Below are 21658 nucleotides of genomic sequence, written 5' to 3' on the forward strand. Positions count from 1 at the left end.
ATCGCAGTGTCTGACTACGCCATCAATGCCCGGAACGTGACCGTGAAATACGGTGATTTTTCGGCTTTACGAGACCTGACCTTCCTTGCCGAAACAGGAAAGATCATCGGTTTGCTGGGTCCCAACGGAGCCGGTAAATCCACATTCGTCGATGCCGTCATCGGTGCCAGAAAGGTTGCGGGCGGCAGCATCCGCACCCTCGGGGTCGACCCGATAGGCGATGCCGCCAAGTTGCGGCCGGATGTCGGTATCGTCCTGCAAAGCGCCGGCTTCCCGACCGGGATGAAGGTCAAGGACATCCTTTTCAGTTGGAGGCGCTATGTGCCTGGAATGACGAAAAAGGACGTTCTGGACATCGCCGAACGTGTAAACCTCAAGTATTTGCTGGACCGGCCCTTGAGCTCATTGTCAGGTGGGGAGCGGCGAAGAGTCGATATCGCCATTGCGTTGTATGGTAACCCGAAACTTATTGTGCTCGATGAGCCGACGACCGGCCTCGATCCCATCTCGCGCGAGAATGTCTGGGACATCATCCGCAGCCAGCGTGACCTTGGAGCCACCGTTTTGCTGACCACCCATTATCTTGATGAGGTGGAGGCGCTTTCCGATTCCGTCAGCGTCATCAAAGAGGGCCATATCACCGCCTCGGGAACGGTCGAGGAACTTGCGGCATCTGTGCCTTCTCCCAGGGCCAGTTCAGTGGCGGCGAGTTCGGAGGTTTTGGATGGTCTGGCAAATCTTTTGCCACAAAATGGCGATGGTTCCAGCCGAAAGGATGATCGTCTGGAATGGCAATCACATGATCCGGCACGCGATTTGGAGACCATCTATCGAACCTGTGCGGATCGCGGATGGCAGATCACCGATGTGCGCGTGGAGAAGCCTTCGCTGCGTGCGGCCTATGCGGCATTGGTCGGCGCGACTGATTCAGAAGACAACATTCCTATAACGAAGGACGACAAACGATGAACGACACCATTCTTCCCCAGTTTCATCTGCAGACACTGAGTTTCCTTCGCAACGGCAAATCGGTGTTCTTCACACTCGCCTTTCCTGTCGCGTTGGCACTTCTGTTCGGTTTGGCATACAAAGGTGACAATCTCCCTCTCGGCGGTGGAGCGCAGGTCTCAGCTGCAAGCTGGTCAGCTTTAGGGCTGACTGCGTATGTGGTTCTGATGGGTGGGTTCGTCAAGGTGGCCGGCGATATCGTTTCTCAAAGGGACTCCGGCCTGCTCAAACGTATCAGATTGAGGGGTCGCTCCGACGGTTCCGTGCTTTTCGGCTATGCGCTTTCCGGTTTCGTTGTTGCCTTGATATGCCAGGCCGTTCTGCTTCTGTCCGCCATGCTGTTTCTCGGTCTCAAGGCTCCCGCGAATATTCCCGGCACCATCCTCGTTGCGCTTTTGGGCGCGGTGCTCTGCACCGTTATCGGCGTCGCGTATTCCGCGTTGATTCCTTCTGCTGATTCTTCGCAGATGATGCTCTTGGTTCCCACGCTGATCCTCATGTTCCTTTCCGGCGTGTTTACGCCGTCCTGGATCATCCCTTCATCACTGCGTACGCTGAGTGCGTTCTTCCCGGTCGGCTACCTGGCCGAGTCGATGCGATCCATGTGGCTTGGACAGGATTTCGTCCACGCTACAGTACAAAACGGCGGTCTGATTTTGGGCAGCCACACAGGATTGGCGATGTTGGTTTCGCCAGGTCTGGCGGTCTGCATCGTATGGCTGATTGCGTCGGTCGTCGTCTCCCTCAAATTCTTCAAGTGGGACGTAAGAAGCGGCCGTTAGTGATTGGTGTATTGTGAAAATCAACTCCGCAGGAATTTGTCCGCAGAGTGAATTGGGGAGGACTTTTTCTAGAGGTCGTTGATAATATATGCTTTGATAAGCGGTGATCCGTTATCGGCGGGGAGCTTTTGGAAGAACGGCTGTTCACTTGAGGTGGATGGCTTATTAGAACCGACGGGTGGGCCCGACATAGCCTGTACTTCAAGCGGTTGCGTTGCGTGGTACGTTCAAGTACCTGCAGCTCAACAAGCGAGGTGGTACCGCGGTCGCGAACGCGTAAAGCATTACGTTTCGCAATCGTCCTCGTGGTAGTCATGACATCTGCCAAGCGAGGAGACAGCGGTGAGCGAAACCACCAATTCCCATGTGTATCCCAAGGCGTCCGTAGGCGAGCAAAGCGCGCACGTCGCGCCAAACCCGAGCTTCCCCAAAATGGAAGAATCGGTGCTCGACTATTGGGACAAGGACGACACCTTTGAAAAATCCGTCGAACGCAACCCTAGCGGCGACCACAGCGACAACGAATTCGTCTTCTTCGACGGTCCGCCGTTTGCCAACGGCCTGCCGCACTACGGCCACCTCTTAACCGGCTATGCCAAGGACGTCATTCCGCGCTACCAGACCATGAAGGGCCGCAAGGTCAACCGCGTCTTCGGCTGGGACACGCACGGTCTGCCTGCCGAACTCGAGGCCCAGAAGGAACTCGGTATCGAATCGGTCGACCAGATCGAAGAAATGGGCATCGAGAAGTTCAACGACGCCTGCCGCAAGTCCGTCCTCAAATACACCAACGAGTGGAAGGACTACGTCCACCGTCAGGCCCGCTGGGTCGATTTCGAGCACGGCTACAAGACGCTGAACACCACCTACATGGAATCGGTGATGTGGGCGTTCAAGACCCTTTACGACAAGGGCCTGGCCTACAAGGGCTACCGCGTGCTGCCGTACTGCCCGAAGGACCGTACTCCGCTTTCCGCGCACGAGCTGCGTATGGACGCCGACGTCTATCAGGACCGTCAGGACATCACCCTCTCCGTCGCCGTTAAGATGCGTGATGAGGACGACGCCTACGCCGTCTTTTGGACGACTACGCCTTGGACCGTGCCGACCAACTTCCTTATTGTCGTTGGTGAGGATATCGATTATGTCGAGGTCAAGCCTACTGAAGGCAAGTTCGCTGGGAAGAAGTTCTACCTTGGAAAGCCGCTGCTCGGCTCGTATACCAAGGAACTTGGCGAGAACTATGAGGTTGTTCGTGAACTTAAAGGCAAGGAGCTGGTCGGCCGTCGCTACTGGCCGGTTTTCCCATATTTCGCAGGTGAAGAAGCCGAGTCTGAAGGCCATGTCCCTGGGCCGAACGCCTACCAGATTCTCGCCGCCGACTACGTCGACACCGTCGAAGGTACCGGCATGGTCCATCAGGCTGTCTATGGCGAAGACGATATGAACACGCTGAACGCAGCCGGCGTCAATTGCATCGACGTGCTCGACGCTAGCTGCACCTTCACCGCCGATTGCCCGGATTACGAAGGCATGTACGTCTTCGATGCCAACCTGCCGATTCTGCGCAACCTGCGCAACGGTGATGGCCCGCTGGCCCGTATCCCCGAAGATCATCGTGCGCTGCTCTTCCAGGAGAAGAGCTACGTGCACTCCTACCCGCATTGCTGGCGCTGCGGCACCCCACTGATCTACAAGCCGGTCTCCTCATGGTTCGTTTCCGTGACCAAGATCAAGGACCGCCTGCTCGCCAACAACCAGCTGATTAACTGGATTCCCGAGAACGTCAAGGACGGCCAGTTCGGCAAGTGGCTGCAGAACGCCCGCGACTGGTCGATTTCCCGCAACCGCTTCTGGGGTTCGCCGATTCCCGTCTGGGTTTCCGACGACCCGAAGTACCCACGCGTCGACGTCTACGGCTCGCTCGACCAGCTCAAGGCCGATTTCGGTGACTATCCTCGCGACGGCGAGGGCAATGTCAACATGCACCGGCCCTATATTGACAACCTGACACGTGTCAACCCCGACGACCCGACCGGAAAGTCGCACATGCACCGCATCACCGACGTGCTTGACTGCTGGTTCGAGTCCGGTTCCATGCCGTTCGCCCAGTTCCATTACCCCTTCGAGAACAAGGAGTATTTCGAACAGCACTTCCCGGCCGACTACGTGGTCGAATACATCGGCCAGACCCGCGGTTGGTTCTACGTGCTGCACGTCATGGCCACGGCCCTGTTCGACAAGCCCGCCTTCAAGAACGTCATCTGCCACGGCATCGTGCTCGGCGACGACGGCCAGAAGATGAGCAAGCATTTGCGCAACTACCCGGACGTCAACGGTGTGTTCAACGACTACGGCTCCGACGCGATGCGCTGGTTCCTCATGTCCTCGCCGATCCTGCGCGGCGGCAATTTGATTGTTACTGCTGATGGCATTCGCGACACCGTGCGCCAGGTGCTGCTGCCGGTCTGGAGCTCGTATTACTTTTTCACACTGTATGCCAACGCGGCCAACGGCGGCAAGGGGTACGACGCTCGCGCGCTGAAGCCTGAGGAAGTCGCCGGCCTGCCGCAGATGGACCGCTACCTGCTGGCCCGCACCCGCAGGCTCGTGGTCTCGGTCGAGCATGCACTCGACACCTTCGCCATTTCCGACGCCTGCGCTGCGGTGCAGGACTTCATCGACATGCTCACCAACTGGTACATCCGCAACAACCGCGAACGCTTCTGGAACGAGGATGAGAACGCCTTCAACACGCTTTACACCGTGCTCGAAGTGCTCATGCGTGTCATGGCACCGCTCGCCCCGATGGAGTCCGAGTCAATCTGGCGCGGCCTGACCGGCGGGGAATCGGTGCACCTGGCGCAATGGCCGTTCGTCACCGTGCAGGACGAGCAGTCCCACGATGTCGGCGCGACCGCGGAATCGACCGGTGAGCTCAACCAAGGCAAGGAAACCGAACTGGGTCGCGTTCTGGTGGACGAGCCCAAGTTGGTCGACGCCATGGAGCAGGTGCGCGAGGTCGTCTCCGGTACGCTTTCGCTGCGCAAGTCCTGCCAGATTCGTGTGCGCCAGCCGCTCGCCAAGCTCACCGTTCTGGTCGATGACCCCGATGCCGTTGCCGCGTACGACGACATTCTGAAGACCGAGCTCAACGTCAAGGACGTGGAATTCTCCACGCTCGCCGACGCAGGCAAGCATGGCTTGAAGATCGTCCACGATTTGAAGGTCAACGCGCGTGCGGCCGGCCCGAGGCTCGGACGCCAGGTCCAGTTCGCCATCAAGGGCTCCAAGTCCGGCAACTGGCACGTCGACGCATCCGGCGCACCGGTGGTCGAGACGCCGAACGGTGATCTCAAGCTCGAAGAAGGCGAATACACGCTGATCAATCAGGTCGAGGAAGTCGGGGCGGAAGATCGTGCCAACGATGTTTCCGCGGCGCTTCCTGGCGGTGGATTCGTTATTCTCGATACGGCTCTCAATGATGACCTCATCGCCGAAGGCTATGCCCGCGACGTCATCCGCGCCGTGCAGGACGCTCGTAAGGATGCTAATCTCGACATTGCCGACCGTATCAGCCTGAAGCTCGATGTGCCGGCCGCCGACGCGCCGAAGGCCGAGCAGTTCCGTGACCTGATCGCCCGCGAGACGCTCGCCACGTCGCTCGATATCAACGCCGATGCGTCTGCCGATGAGCTCAAAGTGAGCGTGTCGAAGCAGTAAATCACAGATACCATGCCACAACAGGCAGGAAAGGTTTGGCGGGTGACCGAATATGGTTGCCCGCCAAACCCTTTTATATGGTGATGCTAGAAAGCAATGCGCTATTGAATATCGAACAAGAGCAATTGCAGAAAATAGTTTGAAGTCAGACGGTAAAATGCCAGAACTTACCGTTCTTACACCACCACCTCAATTGATGACGTGCGTCTAAACGTTCGGTTTGGCTACTTGCAAGGATCCTACTGAGGGATCCCCCCCAATTGAGGGCATAATGGCGGGATTGCCGGCATCCAACGGCGTGAGCCCAAGGTTGCCGGTAAACCGTACGACTATCTTCCCGTCGTTGTCGGAAGTGTTCAGCTCGGAAATCTTTCCGTTGATACGGATCGTCGGAGGGAAGAATCCTTTGTTGCCGTTCATCTCGGTAAAGAGTTCTTTTCGCATTGTGTCATACAGTGTTGCCTTGCTGATAAAGTCGGCATACGGCGCCTTCACCGCGTTTTCGGCGACTTTATTGTTGACACCGGCCTTGATGGCCTGTTTGACGATATCTTTGTCACTCACGTCCTTGTAATGGATGGCGTCCGGTTGGAAGCCCTTGTCAAACAGTGCACCGACAAGCGCCGTCACATGATCCGGGTCGTGTTCGGAAACATAGGCGACCGCATTTGCCGCTCTGGTGGAGTAACGGTCTGTGGAAGGCGTGTCATAGACGTTGACGGTGTGGAATTCAAGGTTGATTTGTTTGGCGTTCTGGAGTTTTTCGAGTGTCGGAATAAGAGCACGCGTGACGTCTCCGCAGTATGGGCATAGAAAGTCCGTATATACTTCGACCGTTGGCGCTTTGGGATTTCGTTGATTCTTCTTGTAGGCGAGAAAACCGGCGTCGTCGGTCGCGTTGGTCGGTTTGTTGGAGACTTTTCGTAAAGCGGCCTCCGCCTCAGACCGCGTCTGTGGAAGTGGCGCGGATTTGGTCTCCTTTTCCTGATTGGCACCGATGCCGATGCCGATGGCGATGCCGGTAACCAGAATCAGCACCATGACGATCAGCACTGCAATACCGCCGATGATCAGCTGGCTATGGTGAATGGAGCTGGTCTTGCGTTTCGAATGGCGTTTGCTTCTCGATACGGTCGCATGCGTTGGGGCTTTAGGATTGTGATTGCTCCTTGAGACGGTTGTGAATGTTGGGGTCTTAGGATTGTGTTTGCTTTTCGGTACCGTTGTGAATGTCGGAATTTGAGAGCGGCGTTTGTTCTTCGGTACCGTTGTGAATGTCGGAATTTTAGAGTTGCGTTTGTTTTTTGAGACGGTTGTGAATGTTGGGGTTTTAGGATTGCGCTTGCCCTTCAAAACCGTTGTGAATGTCGGGGTTTGGGGATTGCGTTTGCTTTTTGATACCGTTGTGAATGTTGGGACTTGGGATGGCTTCTGGAGCTTCGAAGTGTGCGATAGAGAATGTTTTCCGACCTTGCCCATTCCTATTCACCCGATTCCCTTTCCGACACCATACTTACATTACAATTCACTTTTGATTTTATCGCCTTGTTCAGATAAACGTACGACTGCCGATGATGCGTACATCAGGAAATCCTTTGTAGGTCAAACGAATGTGGCTGCACGGCGTACATAAAGCGCTTATGACGTATCCGGTTTTTATGTGTTGGTCTGAAAGCGACTTGTCATTTCCAAACAGATACTGAATACCCAAATGCTTGAAGCGATTGTCAGGGGCAAGCAGACGATATTCATGTCTTGGTATTAGACCTTCCTGGGCTTCTCGTTTGCTCCGATGGAAGGTAAAACCTTGCCTTTGCCTACATCTTTCGATTTGATGCCAAGGCTGTGTTCGAAGTGTGCGACAAGGTCGTCGTAATTGATGCCGCTTAATGACCAGACGGATCCGTTGACGCGAATCAGTGGGGTGCTGAAGGTATTACCTTCAGGATGGGTGACGGTATCGCAGAGTTCCGGGCGATGAAGGGTTGTGTATGTGCTTGCTTTGCCCATGTATTCGATATATGTGCCTTGCATCGCCTTGGTAGCCGTCGTCTTGTTCACACCGGCCTTGACGGCTTGACAGATGATCTGGTCGTCGCTGACCGGCTTGTAGGACGTTTCGCTGGGCTGGAAATCTTTGGCGAACAGTTGGGAGACGAAACCCATCAGGTGATCGGGGTCGTTGTCGGCGATGTAGGCGGCTGCGCTCGCTGTTCTCAATGAGTAATGGTCGTTTGAGTTGCCATCAAGGAATGTGACCGGGTGCACTTCGATGTTGATTTGGCGCGCCTTGTTCATCCTCTCCAGTGTGGAATCCAGCGTGCGGTTGAGTTCTCCGCAGGAGGGGCACAGGAAGTCCAGATAGATTTCCACGGTGGGTGCTTTGGCGTTGAGCTTGGCTTTCTTGCAGGCGTATAACCCGGCCTTGTCTGTGGCGTTGACGGGCTTCTGCGCCACTTCCTGGAGTTCTTGGTAGGCTGCGGAAGCGGTCTGGTTCTTGATACGCACGGATTTGACGTGTTGGTTCCACCCGGTCACGCCGATCACCGATATCAATGCCACGATGACCAGCATTACGATGGCACCGATCAGTGTCTGTTGGCGCCGTTCCCGGGCTGCGATTGTGGCGGCTTCGGCCTCGGCCGCCGCCTTGGTTGCTCGGGCATCGTGCCTTTGTTTGGCTTGGGTATCGTAGGCCGATTTATGAGGCGTCTGCATTGACGTTGCCTGTGCTTTATGATGTCTGCGTGTCATCGTCGTCTTGCCTCACTTACCTCGTTGCAGGCATTTCCTATCTCAACAAATGATTGTGTTATATCAAAATTATAGAACCTGCCGCGACTCGAATTCTCTTGGTTGTCTAAAGACAATTGACACAATCGGCTAAAATTGAATTATGTAAGGTTATTGTTTGTTCTTTTATGATAATTCGGTTTGGGAAATTGGTTATTATCGCTCTGCGTTCCGACGTTTTTGCCCGTTGCGCTGCCAGCTGTTCCGCTCTGGGGACAGCCATGTGTTTGCTTTTGCTAACGTGCAGTTCTGTGCCTATCAGCCGATAGACACGGAATCGATTTTTACGGATAAGAGGTAGAAAATGAGCAGGCCTGCATTGCTGGTTATTGATGCACAGAATGATTATTTGCCCGGTGGCATGTTCCCCTTGGCAAACATGGACAAAAAGGTGGAACGTATGCTTGCTGGCATCGAAAAGGCGAAAAAACAAGGCGCACCCGTCATCTTGGTTCAGCATATCGCTGACCCGAGCGTCGGCATGGCCCCGTTTTTCAACGAAGGTACCGAAGGTGCAAAGATCATCCCGGAAATCCGTGCCGCGGCGCCGGACGCCCCGGTCGTCATCAAACATTATGCCGACGCTTTTGAGGGGACTGATCTGCTGGGGGTCCTGCAAGGCCTTGATGTCAATGAGCTGATCATTGAAGGCATGATGACCCAGAATTGCGTCACGTTCACGGCTCTGGCACGTCCGGCCGACGATTTCGACAAAGTGACCGTCCTGACCGACGCCTCCACCACCGCTACGGAGATTCTGCATAAAATCGCCATCATGGCGCTTTCGACCAGAGTCGATCTCGGTACGGTTGACGAGATTATGGGCGAGTAACGGTCATTGACATCTTCTCGAATTGGGCCTTCGGTAAATTGCAAGGTCATTGAAAAGCCAATGCGCCAAAAGAAGATGGCAGACAGCAGGTAGCCATAGGATGATGCGTCCGGCTATCTGCTGTTTGCATATTCGTCTTGTGAGTTGATATGTTCTGGTTTGTTTTTTGCATATTTTTGATGTTTTTCTGAGGATGCGATGGATGTGAGGCAATCCAAGACGAGACAGTCCCTACGGCAGTGGTTCACGGTGTGAATGCGATTATGGCCATGCTTGGTTACGTCTGAAGGCCGATTCTGATACCTAAAAACTAGACATTCACCGATAATATTTCATCCTAAAGAACGATGGCAGGGCGTCTATAAATCCGTATTCTTGGATACTTGTAAGGGCTATGAATCCGTCGAACCAGATGCTGCCATCGGCTTCGGGAATCGTGGCAGGTTTCATGGCCCATAAAGCAAGACAAGAACCATTGATATCCGTAACTGACAACCACAAGGGGAATGGCTGATTGAAAGAGAATATCAACGTCATGAACGTAAACACCGCGAACCGATCCGGCCGGTCCGGTACGATGACATCTTCCGGCTTGTGGAGCAAGATTCGCTCCCATCGCCTGGGGCTTTCGACTTTCGATATCAAGATGATCGGCGTGGTGCTGATGGTGGTGGACCACATCCATCAGATGTTCGCCACGCAGGGCGCACCGAACTGGCTCGACTGGTTCGGCAGACCCGTAGCCACGCTGTTCTTCTTCGTCAGCGTCGTCGGCTTCTCGCACACGCATAGCAAAAAGGCCTATATGGTACGGCTTTACGTGTGCATGGTCGTGATGGCCGTGCTTGATGTGGTGTTGCAGCAGGTGGTCAATTATGACGGTGCGCAGCTGGTCAACAACATCTTCCGAGACCTGTTCATCGGCACGATTTTCATGGCCGCTGTCGATTGTTTCGAGGCGGCGTTCAAGAAGCAGGGGAACAAGGCCGCTTCTGGATTCGGCGCGGGTGTACGTGGCGGTGACGAGCGCACTGGTTCGGCACATGGTGTCATGGGCCGCAACGCTGTTGCCGCCAGTGTCGATGGCGCTTCTGTTTCCGTACAGGCTGCAATGCCCGCAAGCAGGCATGCCGGAAGTGTAACCCGTGGTTTCCGTGTCAAAAAGACTGTCGAGGGCGTACTTCTGCTTGCGTTGCCGTTCCTGCTTTCGCTGGTGCTGCTGCCATTCATGGCTCAGGGTGATGGAGCGCAAACCCCGGTGATGATTTGGGTTCTGCGCGTGCTCACTGCCGTCGATCCGGCGATTCTGCTCGCCGAAAACACCGTCATGGTGCTGCTTATCCCGGTGATGTATGCCTTACGTAACGTCAAGCACAGCTTGGTCTGGCAGAGTGTGGCCATTGCGGTGGTCGCGGTGTGCTACGCGTTCGCCGGGCAGACCCAGTGGATGATGATTTTCGCTGTCATTCCGATCCTGCTTTACAACGGTGCGAAGGGCCGTGGCGACAAGTACTTCTTCTATATCTTCTATCCCGCGCATATCGCTGTGCTGTATGTGCTGGCGAGCCTGATCTAGTCGGTTGTGCGCCTAATCCCTATCGATGCCGCTCGATGTGAATGAATCCAAGCCGGGATTTTTGATGAGGATGACTGTTGGCCAATTTCTAGAAGCCGGCCGAAGAATCGCCACCGATTGTTGGCATGACCTTTGGGTTTCCGATATCCGATGGTTTAATGCCAAGCTTATTGGTGAATTGCGCAACTATATTCTCGTCGTTGTCCGAGGTGGCGATTGGGTCGATCTTGCCGTTGATGCGGATTGTCGGTGGGAAAAGCCCCTTGCTGCCGTTCATATCGACAAAAAGCTCTTTACGCATGGTGTCATATAATGTTGCCTTGCTGATGTAGTTGGCGTAGGGAGCCTTTACCGCTTCCTCGGCGACCTTCTCATCGACGCCGGCCTTGATTGCCTGCTGGGCGATATCGTCGTCACTGACGTCTTTGAAATGAATGGCATCTGGTTGGAAATCCTTCTCGAACATTGTTCCGACGAAGGCTGTCACATGGCTTGGGTCGTGTTCGGAGACGTATGCGACAGCGTTCGCGGCTCTGACGGAATAACGATCCGTGGATGGCGTGTCGTAAAGATTGAGCGGGTGGATTTCAAGATTGATCTGCCGCGCTTCCTGAAGTTTTTCAAGAGTTGGAACCAACGCCCGTGCGACGTTTCCGCAGTAGGGGCAAAGGAAATCCGTATAGAACTCGACGGTCGGTGCATCCGTGTTGCGTTCATCTTTTGCGAAGGCGGGGAAACCGGCGTTGTTGGTCGAGTTCCTCGGTTTGTCGGGCACCTTTTCCATCGCGGAATACGCCTCGGCCCGCGTTGTCGGTAGTTTGGGGGTACTGGACTTCGGTGCCCGCTTGACACCGATTCCGATGCCGACGTTAATGCCGATAACCAGAGCCAGCACTACGGCTACCACAGCTGCGATGATGGTAATGATGATTGGTTTGCGGGAAACGGTGCTGGCTTTGTATGGTGAGTCAGGTCCGCTGTTCGAAATGCTTTCGGTCGATGGAAGTACGGGCGGCTCCTGACTTTCACCGGTGTCTGACGGGAAACGTTTTTCGAGCTTGTCCATTCCTGCTCACCCAATTCCTCTCTGAGGTTTTCAAAGTCTTTCAAAACACAACACTGTTAATAATTTTATCGTATTGTTTAGATAATTAGACGATTTACAAATAAAATGTGAAAAGTCGTATAAACAAATATCGTTTTGTTGATTTCGTAAGCGATCTATGCTCTATCTTTTTTACTCATTGGAGACTCATAGCATTGCGTCTGCCAAATGATTTTTGAATTCCTGAGCCAGGGGCAACTTGGCAGTCCTGGTTCAGGATTTTTCTTCAGGTTCCAGATTGTTCTGGGTTTCCGGTTTGTGTCACGGCCTCGTTGCTGCAGCACAAATTTCCCTTATGATTTTATGTTTGGTCTACATAGTGATGGGATATCACAGCTTCGTGATGGCGTAGCGGCATGGTACAGCAAGGGCGACAATAGGGGAAGAGGCGAACAGAATCGGCGGTTTGCAATATCAGATAGCCACGCGATTGCAAACCGCCTCTACATTCAAATTACAAGTACTTCTGCTGTATCGGAATTGCTTCACCGTCTGGGCCTATGGCCGGTGTGACCTTGGGGTTGCCGACCTGCTCGCGGTGGAGTCCTATCGAGTTGATCAGGGTCGGCGTGACATCGTCAAGCGTGTGGAGCTGGCGGTACTGCCACATCTTTCCATTGATGCAGATGGTGGGAGTGGAGAAGCGGAACTGGTCCTGCATGGTTACGTACAGTTCCTTGCGGCTTGATGTGTACTTCGTGGCCTTTTTGACGTAGTCGTTGTAGGTGCCCTTTGTCGAGTTTTCGGCGATGCTTTCTTTCACCCCGGCTTTGACGGCCTGGTCGATGATTTCCTGGTCGCTGACGTCCCGGTTGTGATCTTTGCTCGGTTGATAGGTTTTGTCGTATAAAGCCGTGGAGAAATCGAACAGTCGCTCAGGCTGATGTGAGGCGACATAGGCTACGGCACTTGCCGCACGGGTGGAATAGTGGTTTTTCGTCTTGTTGTCCAGGAAGTTGACGGGATGGATATAAAGGTTGACCTGCCTGGCTGCAAGCATGTCTTTCATGGGTCTGAAGAATCCTTGTTCGACCGTCGCACAGCCGGGGCAGAAGTAATCGACATAAAGATCGATGCTGGGGGCTTTCGGATTGTAATCGCTGGCTTTGAATGCGGGAAGTCCGCCGGTTTTACTCATGCCTTTGGGCTTCTGTGCAAGTTCCTGGAGCTGCTGGTAGTTGTACTCCTCGCCATGCCGGCTCTGCCAGAAAGCGTAGGTACCTGCGATGATGATAACGACTACAAGAATCGCCGAAAGGATTGCCCAGACGACGATGACGCGACGCTTCTGTATCTTCTCATGAAGTTCGAGAGCCTTTTCCTTCACTTGCGTTGCAGAGGCCTTGACGTTGTCGTTCATCTGTGAGATGTTGCTGTTCATTCGTGCCAGGCGTGACGGGGAATCTGGAACTTCGTGGGTCTGTGGGGATTCGGTTTTGCTGTCTGCGTTGGTCTGCGTGGAGTCGGATTCGTTGTTTTCGTCATTGATGCCTGCGGTATCCACGTCTGTCGTTTCGGGTTCCTGACCGTCATTTGTATGACCGTTGCCTGTTGCCATGACGTTTCTCCCTTTAATTCTCTTCGCGCTGTGACGAAAATCTCGTATTGTATCCCTTTGATACTGTACTAGTTTTCCTGCCCAAATACCAATGCTATCAACGTCGGAGTTGATATATAAAACTTGCTGTGATGAATTATATTGAAAAATATCAAACGTTTAATTTATCCGAAAATGGAGTAATGCGGATTGGCTCGTATATCTTTTGAAGTCGAAGTTGTTGTCCTGAAGCTTTCCTTAGCTCTTATGCATCAATACAGACTTACGTAAAAGTATCCAGAATGAAAAATGAGGTGTTTTGAGAGTTGATTCTCTATGATGAAGTGGTGAAGCGGCTAAAAATGGCAATGTTGCTAGTTTGCTCGAAATGGAGTTTTTGCAGCAGAATCTAAAGTCATGATAGTTATGATCAGTTCTCAACTTGCTAATTATCAAATCATTTTAAAGAAAAAAAATACCCTCAGTTGTAAAATGATGGTTATTGTTGTCGAGAGCTAGGATTGCTATGACTACCGTAGATGAGATTTTCGAACATATAGTTGCAGATTCTGCTGATAAGCGTGAACAGGGAACTCGATTCGAATATGCAGTTAAGTATTTTCTTGAGCATGATCCTGCTTGGTCCGAAGAAATAAGGCAAGTCTGGATGTGGGATGAAGCTCCAACAAACGTACCCCGGCGCCAGGATACGGGTATCGACTTAGTTGCCTTGGACCAAGATGGTTCTTATTGGGCGATTCAAGCGAAATGCTATTCAAAGAAAACCAAACTTTCCAATGCGGATGTATCTACATTCTTTATGGCAGCACAGGCAGATGAGAGATACCACCACTATATGATTGCCGACACCGCGGAATCATATACTTCAAACTTGGAGAATTTCTTCTTGCTTAATCCAAAGCTTGGTGTGGTGAGGCTTGATTTGGACACTATGCGCCAGTCAAATGTAGACTGGGACGCATTTCAAAACGGTACTTCTGCTAAAGAACGCACGATTTTTGAACTGCGGCCACACCAGCGCGAAGCAGTAGATGCAGTCAAGGAAGAATTAAGTAAAGCTGACCGTTGCTCGATGATCATGGCTTGCGGAACAGGCAAGACCCTGACCTCTTTGAGATTGAGCGAAGAACTGCTCGGTAATGGTCATACGGTTCTCTTCCTCGCACCTTCGATTTCGCTGGTTTCCCAGTCGATGCGTGATTGGGTAAATCAGGTTCGTGACCGAATCAATGTTTATGTTGTTTGTTCGGATGGTAAGGCCAGCAAGCTCAAAGATGAGTCATATGGCCAGATAACCGATATCCCGTTCCCGGCAACAACCAATGCTCATACCGTCGCCGAACGTTTTACCAAGAAAGATGATGCACTGAATGTTATTTTTTCGACGTATCAAAGCATTCAAGTCATTCATGACGCCCAAGAAGAAGGTCTGCCTGACTTTGATTTGACGATTTGCGATGAGGCTCATCGAACGACCGGTGTGGTCGATGGCGAAGGCGCTTTCCAAAAAGTGCATGACAATAACTTCATTCATTCTTCTAAGCGTCTGTATATGACGGCGACTCCGCGAATCTTCAGCGAGGGAGCCAAGAATAAGGCAAATCAGGGTGCCATTGAAATTGCGAGTATGGATGACGAAAGTAAATACGGCAAAGTCGCGTACCGTTTGAGCTTTGGTAAGGCCGTAGATGCCAGGTTGCTCACAGATTACAAGATTGTGATCATGCAAGTCACCGAGGACATGATGGGCAAACCCGTGCAGGATGCTTATAGTGATGAAAACTCAGAAGTCCAGCTTCCAGACGCTATGAAATTCGTTGGTTGTTGGAAAGCGCTTTTTGATAGACGGCATGCCAGAGCTATTAATCAGCCATCTAATGGTGGCAAACATTCGGTAGCTGTTGGAGCTGATGACACCGAGCGTGTTCTTCATCATGCCATTGCATTTGCCCCATCGATTAAGGCTTCCAAGGCGTTGACTTCCAACTTCCGCGCGGTTATTGACAAGTACACTTCTGCTTTGCCCGATACAGAAGGGAATGAAGCCACACTTGAAGCCGGGCATGATGTGCATGTGCAGTTCGACCATGTTGATGGAACGATGGATGCCGCAACACGCCATACGAAACTTGACTGGTTGGCTGCCGATACCGAGCCTAACGAATGTCATGTCTTGTCCAATGCAAGATGCCTCGCTGAAGGCGTCGACGTTCCTGATTTGGACGCTGTGATGTACCTTTCGGCCCGCAGCAGCAAAATCGACATCATCCAATCCGTAGGACGCGTGATGCGTAAATCTCCTGGCAAGGAATATGGGTACATCATCATTCCTGTAGCAGTGAAACCTGGTACGGATCCAGCGATGGCGCTTTCCTCGGATTCCTACAAGATTGTTTGGGATGTGGTTCGTGCTCTTCGAAGCCATGATGAGCGGCTTGACGCCATCATCAACGCCGCAGCACTTGGTGATACCGATTCGTTGAGCAAAATTGTGGAGGTTGAGGTTCTTGACGAGTCGAAGCTGAAGAAGCATAAGCCGAAAAAGCCTGAAGGCCCTCATATCGGTGATCCTGACCCGGATGAACATACGAAGTGCGGTGATGGGGGAGAGAGCGGTTTAATTGTCGACGCTCCCGAAAACCATCAAGCAACCCAGCCTGAACTTGATTTGGAGATGGCTGAACTTGCTAAAGGCATTAATGCGCAGATAGTCCGCAAATGTGGAACTAAAATCTACTGGGGCGAATGGACTGACGATATTGCCGATATCACCCGTCACCGTGCCGCTCAGATTGCCGAGCTTGTTGATAGTGACAAGGCTCATGGCCCGTTCATGGAGTTCGTGCAAGGTCTCCGTGACTCGTTGAATTCCGGCTATTCCGAGACAGACGCCATTGCGGTTTTAGCTCAGCATGAGGTTACCAAACCTATTTTCGAGACTCTGTTTACCAATCGTGAGGTGCTCGAAGGCAATCCTATTGTTCAAGGTCTTGATCGGGCGTTGGATTCGCTCTATGCGGCAGGACTTCCTCAGGACATTGACAACCCGACATTGCGCGATTTGTATGCATCGGTTCAGCTTTCGGCCAGTCAGCTTGAAAGCGATGATGCCAAGCAGAACCTTATCAAGGAAATTTACAATGAGTTCTTTACCAAGGCGTTCCGAGAAACGGCCGACAGCCTTGGCATCGTATATACGCCGGTAGAAGTAGTTGACGCCCAGTTGCACATGGTTCAGCGTGTCTTGCAGCAGGAGTTCCATCAATCGCTGGGAACTCGGGGAGTGCATATTCTTGATGGCTTCGCTGGCACGGGTACTTATCTTTGCCGTCTCATCGAAGATAAGAGTCTTATCAAAGATGAAGACTTGCCATACAAATATGAGCATGATTTACATTCCAATGAGATTGTGCCGCTCGCGGCAACGATTATGGATATTAACATCGAGCAGTCCTATCACAAGCGTATGGGTGGCGACTACAAGCCGTTCCCGGGTGCATTGCTGACTGATACGTTCCAGATGTATGAGCAGGATGATCCGCTCGATTTGGGTGTGTTCAAGGAAAACACTGAGCGTGTAAAAGCTCAGAAGGAATTACCTATCAAAGTCATCATCGGCAATCCGCCTTATCGAGCTGGAGATTCAGAAAACACAGGCAATCAGAACACTAAATATTCAGGGCTTGATAAACGGGTTGAAGAGACTTATGTAGCGAATTCCGATGCTACTCTTAATAATTCTTTGTATGACCACTATATCCGTGCTTTCCGTTGGGCAAGTGATCGCATTGGTGATTCAGGAATAGTTTGCTTTGTTTCTAATGGAGGCTGGTTGACTAGTGCTTCTGGAGCTGGAGTTAGACGCTGCTTTAGTAATGAATTTAACGATATCTATGTGTATAACCTGCGGGGCAATGCTAGATGTCAAGGAGAGGAAAGACGAAAAGAAAAAGATAATGTTTTTGGAGCTGGAACGCGCACGACAATTACTATTACTCTGCTAGTAAAGAATCCTGATTCTACAGAAAAAGGAATAATACATTATCTTGATATAGGTGATTATTTGTCGCAAGACCAGAAACTTGGAATACTTCGTGACACAGTTAAGAATAATCCAGACTGGAGCAATCTTCTGCATCAAGATGAAGATGGTGATTGGTTGAATCATCGCGACACGAGCTACTCGAAATTTATTCCAATGGGAATTCAGGAAGGCAACAAGAAATTACCGACTGGTTTGTTCTCTACTTGGTCGGCAGGTGTAAAAACTAATCGAGACGATTGGTGTTATAACTCCAGTCAGCGGATAGTTCGTGCCGACATGCAGAAGACTGTGGAAACCTACAAGGCAGAGCTTAAAAGATGGACTGAGTCAGATAAAAAAGAGGATGTAAAGATATTCCTGACTAATGACAGTCATAAAATCAAGTGGACACGGGAGCTTTATCAGGGCATAGAGCGTGGAGATGATGCAGAATTTAATGAATCGCATATTCGTCTCTCTTCGTATCGTCCATTTTTTAAGCAGTGGCAATATTTGGATTCGCAATTCAACAACTGCGTTTATTTACAGCCGCAGTTTTTCCCATATTCAGAAGCAGACAATTTCGAAATTTGTTTGTCTCATGGATTTACATTGATTACAGATTGCGTTCCTGATTTGCATTTCGTTGGTGACAGCCAATGCTTCTCAAGGTATTGGTATGAAAAGGCCGGAAGTGACGGGATTCTGAATTTAGATGATGATACAAAGACTGACGACTACGGATATGTTCGGCATGATTCGATAACGGATCAAACGCTGAAGGTATTCCAAACGGCTTACTCAAATTCGCATATTGCTAAAGATGATGTTTTTTATTATGTCTATGGAATATTGCATAGTCCTGAATATCGTGAACGTTTTGCCAACAATTTAAGCAAAGAACTTCCACGTATCCCATTGGCCAAGGATTTCAAAGCGTTTATGAAAGCTGGACGTGAGCTTGCTCAGCTTCATTTGAACTATGAGACTATGGATAAATGGGCAGTAAAGGAAACTGGTAATTCTACAGATCCTGGTCGCACGATAAAAATGTCCTATCCTAACAAGGTGAAAGATTCTGAAACCGGCAAGAAAGTCAAGGATTTGACTGTCTTAAAGGTTGCCGAAAATCTCATCATCGAGGGGATACCTCTTCGTGCATACGATTATGTCGTCAACGGCAAGAGTGCGATAGGCTGGCTCATTGACCGTTACCAGATCAGAACCGATAAAAAGAGTGGAATCGTCAATGATCCCAACGATTACAGCGACGACCCACGCTACATCGTCGACCTAGTAGAGCGAGTCATCACCGTCAGCATGAGAACCTTAGACATTATGGATTCCCTCCCCCCACTAAGCGAGCTCCCGCAGATCGCCAACTGGCCTCAGGCGTGGAATGAATAAACTGAAAATTTAGGTAACGCAGCTTAATGTTTAATAGGTGATTTTGAGGTATTTACTTAGGGAGTGGAGGATAGAATAATTAATTTGAGTATAAAGGTGCCGTACAATATTGAATATAAAATCATTCAAAGAATGCTGAGTAATAATGGTTTCCTATACTTTTGCTTCATCTGAACGAACAACTGCTTCAGGTAACGATGGTGAGACCAAGGCAATGCTGCATTTGCTGGATTTTGATGAGCAAAATGATGAGATTTCTGCATTTGCAATTGATTGTTTTAATGACGTAACGGGGATGGATCATAATTCGTTTCGTCTTTATGATGTTCAGTCAAAAGCCTCAAAAAACAATTCACCTAAAAAAATTGGTGAATCTCTTGTGACATTATTCCATAATTTTACTAGCGAATTTAGCGATTATTTTGTTGAAGAGATTCTTTTTTAGGTGGCATTTCAAATAGCTGCGTCAAGGAAAAGAATTTGGAAATTTTTAAGTATAGAGATTTTACCGATTCCGCTCAGGAAAAAATTTATACTGCTCTTACGGATATTTGCAATGAAAAGACATATATACGTTCCAACACAATTTCTGAACAAGCAATTAATTTATTTTTAAATAATGTTATTTTTGTAATTGCAAAGGATTCAAAGGCTGATTATATCCGTCCTCTTATTAAGGCGAGCGTTCGTCTTCAGCCGCCAGATAGCTCATTGGAAAGGATATTTAATGAAATCCGAGACAAACAAGCAAGTTTAAAAAATAACGAACAGATAAATGCTGTGACTATTAATTATCCAGATGAAGTTGGGAAATATGGGCGAGTTCTTAAGCGAAAAGAAATAGAGTTAATGGTCATAGAACGTGTGATTAATGGCAATCCCTTTGATAAAGGATGCCCTACAGGTTTCCGTTCTTTTTTGGATAAGCAGCCTCCGGGGATGGACGAAGACATCATTGAAGATTGTCAGCAAGATTTAGCTCTGCAAATGTTCGATAAAAATAATTCTCAGGCATTTTGGAATTTGTGGGATGCGATTGTCACCACGATTAGAGCAAATCCAGAGAAGGATGTTTATTATATTTATCGATTATTAAGTCCGGCTGTACTTATGGATTGCAAGCAAATGCACCCTTTAGATTTTGAGTATTTTATTGCTTTTGTTAAGGAAAGGATGGGGAAATGATAAAAGTTGACGCTGTCTATATCGGTAATGGAAAAGAATCGTTCATTGAAGATAATTTCGAATCGGGAATGAACGTAATTTTTAGTGATGACAATGATGTCGGGAAAACAATTGTAATGCAATCGATTATGTATGGGCTTGGAGCAGTCCCGATTTTTCCTAAGGGATTTGATTTTAGGCATTATTTCTACATTGTAAAACTCGATAACAATGGCACTGAGATAGAAATTTTACGAGATAAAAATACCTTTATTGTTTTGAAGAATCAGCGGATTTTGCCGTTCGAGAGTGTTAAAGCTTTTCAACAATTTTGGAATCAAAATATCACCCAACTCCCGGAGATTATAAAGGATAGCCGTCCTGTTCAAGTCGGTTTAGAGCTATATACACAAATCTTTTTTGTTGCTCAGGACAAACGGAATTCTTCAAGAGTTAACTCCTCTTGGTTCAACAAACATGATTTTGTGGAGATGCTCTATGGAATAAAAAAGCTTAATGCCAACTCTTTAGACAGTAAGCAAATTAGCGAGTTAAAACAACAACAAGCTTCACTCAAGTCAGAAAAAAGCGACCTTTTAAAACAAGTGAAAGTAATACGTGAGATTGGGACGCCGGTTTCATTTATTAGCCCGACCGCTGACGCTAATGAGCAAGATGAACTTTTACAAAGACTTAATGCTTTGAAAAAAGAAATTGCTGGTTTACGCAAGGAACGAAATCACGATTTGGCGCGAAAAACAAAAAATGAGACTGTGCTTTCTGAGTTAATATCATTAAATCGAGATATATCGGTCGGGTCTGTTTTATGTTTAAACTGCGGCTCTAAAAATGTTGGCTATAAACCTCAAAATGCTGATTATGTTTTTGATATTACAACAGCATCTGTTAGGAAACAGATTATTGATTCAGTACAACAGAAAATCGAATATTATGATGATCGTATCAATTCGATTAATGCACAATTGAGAAAATCGCAAGATGAATTGGAAAATCTACTTGTGGACAAGGAGGTCACTTTAGCTGATATTGTTTCTACTCAAGATGACTATCTTTCAGAACGCGAAATTGACCTTAAAATCGGTACTATTAATAGCGAATTAGAAGATATTAAAAGAAAAATTGAAACTAAAAAACAGGTTTCAGATCAGACTCAAAAAAATCGGGAAAATTTTATGGATACGCTACTTTCCGATATGAATTATGCTAGGAAAAAGTTCAGTGATGAAAATGAAAAGGAATATAACGCCCTTTTTACAACAGAGGATAACGTTTATTCGGGTAGTGAATTACCTGAATTCTTGACTGCGCGTGTATATGCACTTGCAAAAGAGCTTCATCATAATTTGCCAATAGTAATCGATTCGTTTAGAGAAGGTGAACTTTCTACAGGTAGAGAGAATAATTTGATTGATTTGTTGGGCGAGCTTTCTAACCAAATTATTCTAACTGCTACTGTTAAAAAAGAAGAGGGAACAGCCAAATATAGCCATGATTTGCGTTTGCATGCCATTAATTACTCTGGACACACAAAGAATAAGATTTTAACTTCTAAGGATAATGAGGAATTCAAAGCTGAGGTAAAAAAATTTGGAATAGTCTTTTCTGAAGATTCGGATATAACATCCTTAAACTAAACTGGTGATTATAGATTTGTTATCGGATCTA

Annotated in this window: 14 protein-coding genes; 10 read left to right on the forward strand and 4 right to left on the reverse strand. The window is 49.3% G+C overall.

Going from position 1 to position 21658, the window contains the following annotated elements:
* Positions 1-6: 6 nt before the first annotated feature.
* The 3 genes from PT275_RS01615 to ileS all read left to right on the forward strand — a co-directional run bounded on the left by PT275_RS01615 (position 7) and on the right by ileS (position 5513).
* Positions 7-969: an ABC transporter ATP-binding protein gene (locus PT275_RS01615; RefSeq protein WP_277151725.1), complete on the forward strand. Its 963-nt coding sequence runs from the start codon at positions 7-9 to the stop codon at positions 967-969.
* On the forward strand, positions 966-1790 hold the full coding sequence (locus PT275_RS01620) for an ABC transporter permease (protein WP_277151727.1): 825 nt from the start codon (positions 966-968) through the stop codon (positions 1788-1790). The genes PT275_RS01615 and PT275_RS01620 overlap by 4 nt, the downstream gene beginning before the upstream one ends.
* A 342-nt stretch (positions 1791-2132) precedes the next feature.
* Positions 2133-5513 carry a mupirocin-resistant isoleucine--tRNA ligase gene (gene ileS / locus PT275_RS01625; RefSeq protein WP_277151730.1) on the forward strand — a complete coding sequence of 1127 codons (3381 nt, stop codon included), beginning with the start codon at positions 2133-2135 and terminating at the stop codon, positions 5511-5513.
* Between the two features lie 207 nt (positions 5514-5720).
* On the opposite strand, the gene PT275_RS01630 is transcribed toward ileS, so the two are convergent.
* Entirely contained in the window at positions 5721-6566 is an 846-nt protein-coding gene (locus PT275_RS01630; RefSeq protein ID WP_277151732.1) for a thioredoxin domain-containing protein, read from the reverse strand.
* Between the two features lie 199 nt (positions 6567-6765).
* Between PT275_RS01630 and PT275_RS01635 the strand changes: the two genes are divergently transcribed.
* Positions 6766-7146, forward strand: coding sequence for a hypothetical protein (locus PT275_RS01635; RefSeq protein ID WP_277151734.1), 381 nt, complete (start codon positions 6766-6768; stop codon positions 7144-7146).
* Positions 7147-7274: 128 nt separating this feature from the next.
* Here the strand turns inward: PT275_RS01635 and PT275_RS01640 are convergent, their stop codons facing one another.
* Positions 7275-8231: a thioredoxin domain-containing protein gene (locus PT275_RS01640; RefSeq protein ID WP_277151736.1), complete on the reverse strand. Its 957-nt coding sequence runs from the start codon at positions 8229-8231 to the stop codon at positions 7275-7277.
* 379 nt (positions 8232-8610) lie between these two features.
* Between PT275_RS01640 and PT275_RS01645 the strand changes: the two genes are divergently transcribed.
* Together PT275_RS01645 and PT275_RS01650 are read left to right on the forward strand one after the other, a co-directional pair.
* The gene (locus PT275_RS01645) at positions 8611-9138 is read left to right on the forward strand and encodes an isochorismatase family protein (protein ID WP_277151738.1); all 528 of its coding nucleotides are present in this window, start codon (positions 8611-8613) and stop codon (positions 9136-9138) included.
* 514 nt (positions 9139-9652) lie between these two features.
* Positions 9653-10714 carry a TraX family protein gene (locus tag PT275_RS01650; protein WP_277151740.1) on the forward strand — a complete coding sequence of 354 codons (1062 nt, stop codon included), beginning with the start codon at positions 9653-9655 and terminating at the stop codon, positions 10712-10714.
* Between the two features lie 88 nt (positions 10715-10802).
* Here PT275_RS01650 and PT275_RS01655 read toward each other — a convergent pair whose 3' ends face one another.
* Both PT275_RS01655 and PT275_RS01660 read right to left on the reverse strand, forming a co-directional pair.
* Positions 10803-11780 carry a DsbA family protein gene (locus PT275_RS01655; RefSeq protein WP_277151742.1) on the reverse strand — a complete coding sequence of 326 codons (978 nt, stop codon included), beginning with the start codon at positions 11778-11780 and terminating at the stop codon, positions 10803-10805.
* A 493-nt stretch (positions 11781-12273) separates the two neighbouring features.
* Positions 12274-13377, reverse strand: coding sequence for a thioredoxin domain-containing protein (locus tag PT275_RS01660; RefSeq protein WP_277151744.1), 1104 nt, complete (start codon positions 13375-13377; stop codon positions 12274-12276).
* Positions 13378-13882: 505 nt separating this feature from the next.
* Between PT275_RS01660 and PT275_RS01665 the strand changes: the two genes are divergently transcribed.
* From PT275_RS01665 to PT275_RS01680, 4 genes are all read left to right on the forward strand, one after another.
* Positions 13883-18808: a type ISP restriction/modification enzyme gene (locus PT275_RS01665; protein WP_277151746.1), complete on the forward strand. Its 4926-nt coding sequence runs from the start codon at positions 13883-13885 to the stop codon at positions 18806-18808.
* A 145-nt stretch (positions 18809-18953) separates the two neighbouring features.
* Positions 18954-19253, forward strand: coding sequence for a hypothetical protein (locus tag PT275_RS01670; RefSeq protein WP_277151748.1), 300 nt, complete (start codon positions 18954-18956; stop codon positions 19251-19253).
* 35 nt (positions 19254-19288) lie between these two features.
* On the forward strand, positions 19289-19993 hold the full coding sequence (locus PT275_RS01675; RefSeq protein WP_277151750.1) for a hypothetical protein: 705 nt from the start codon (positions 19289-19291) through the stop codon (positions 19991-19993).
* Positions 19990-21627, forward strand: a complete 1638-nt coding sequence (locus tag PT275_RS01680; protein ID WP_277151752.1) for a hypothetical protein — start codon at positions 19990-19992, stop codon at positions 21625-21627. The genes PT275_RS01675 and PT275_RS01680 overlap by 4 nt, the downstream gene beginning before the upstream one ends.
* Positions 21628-21658 lie beyond the last annotated feature (31 nt).

The organism is Bifidobacterium sp. ESL0745 (genome assembly GCF_029433335.1).
Classification (GTDB): Bacteria; Actinomycetota; Actinomycetes; order Actinomycetales; family Bifidobacteriaceae; genus Bifidobacterium.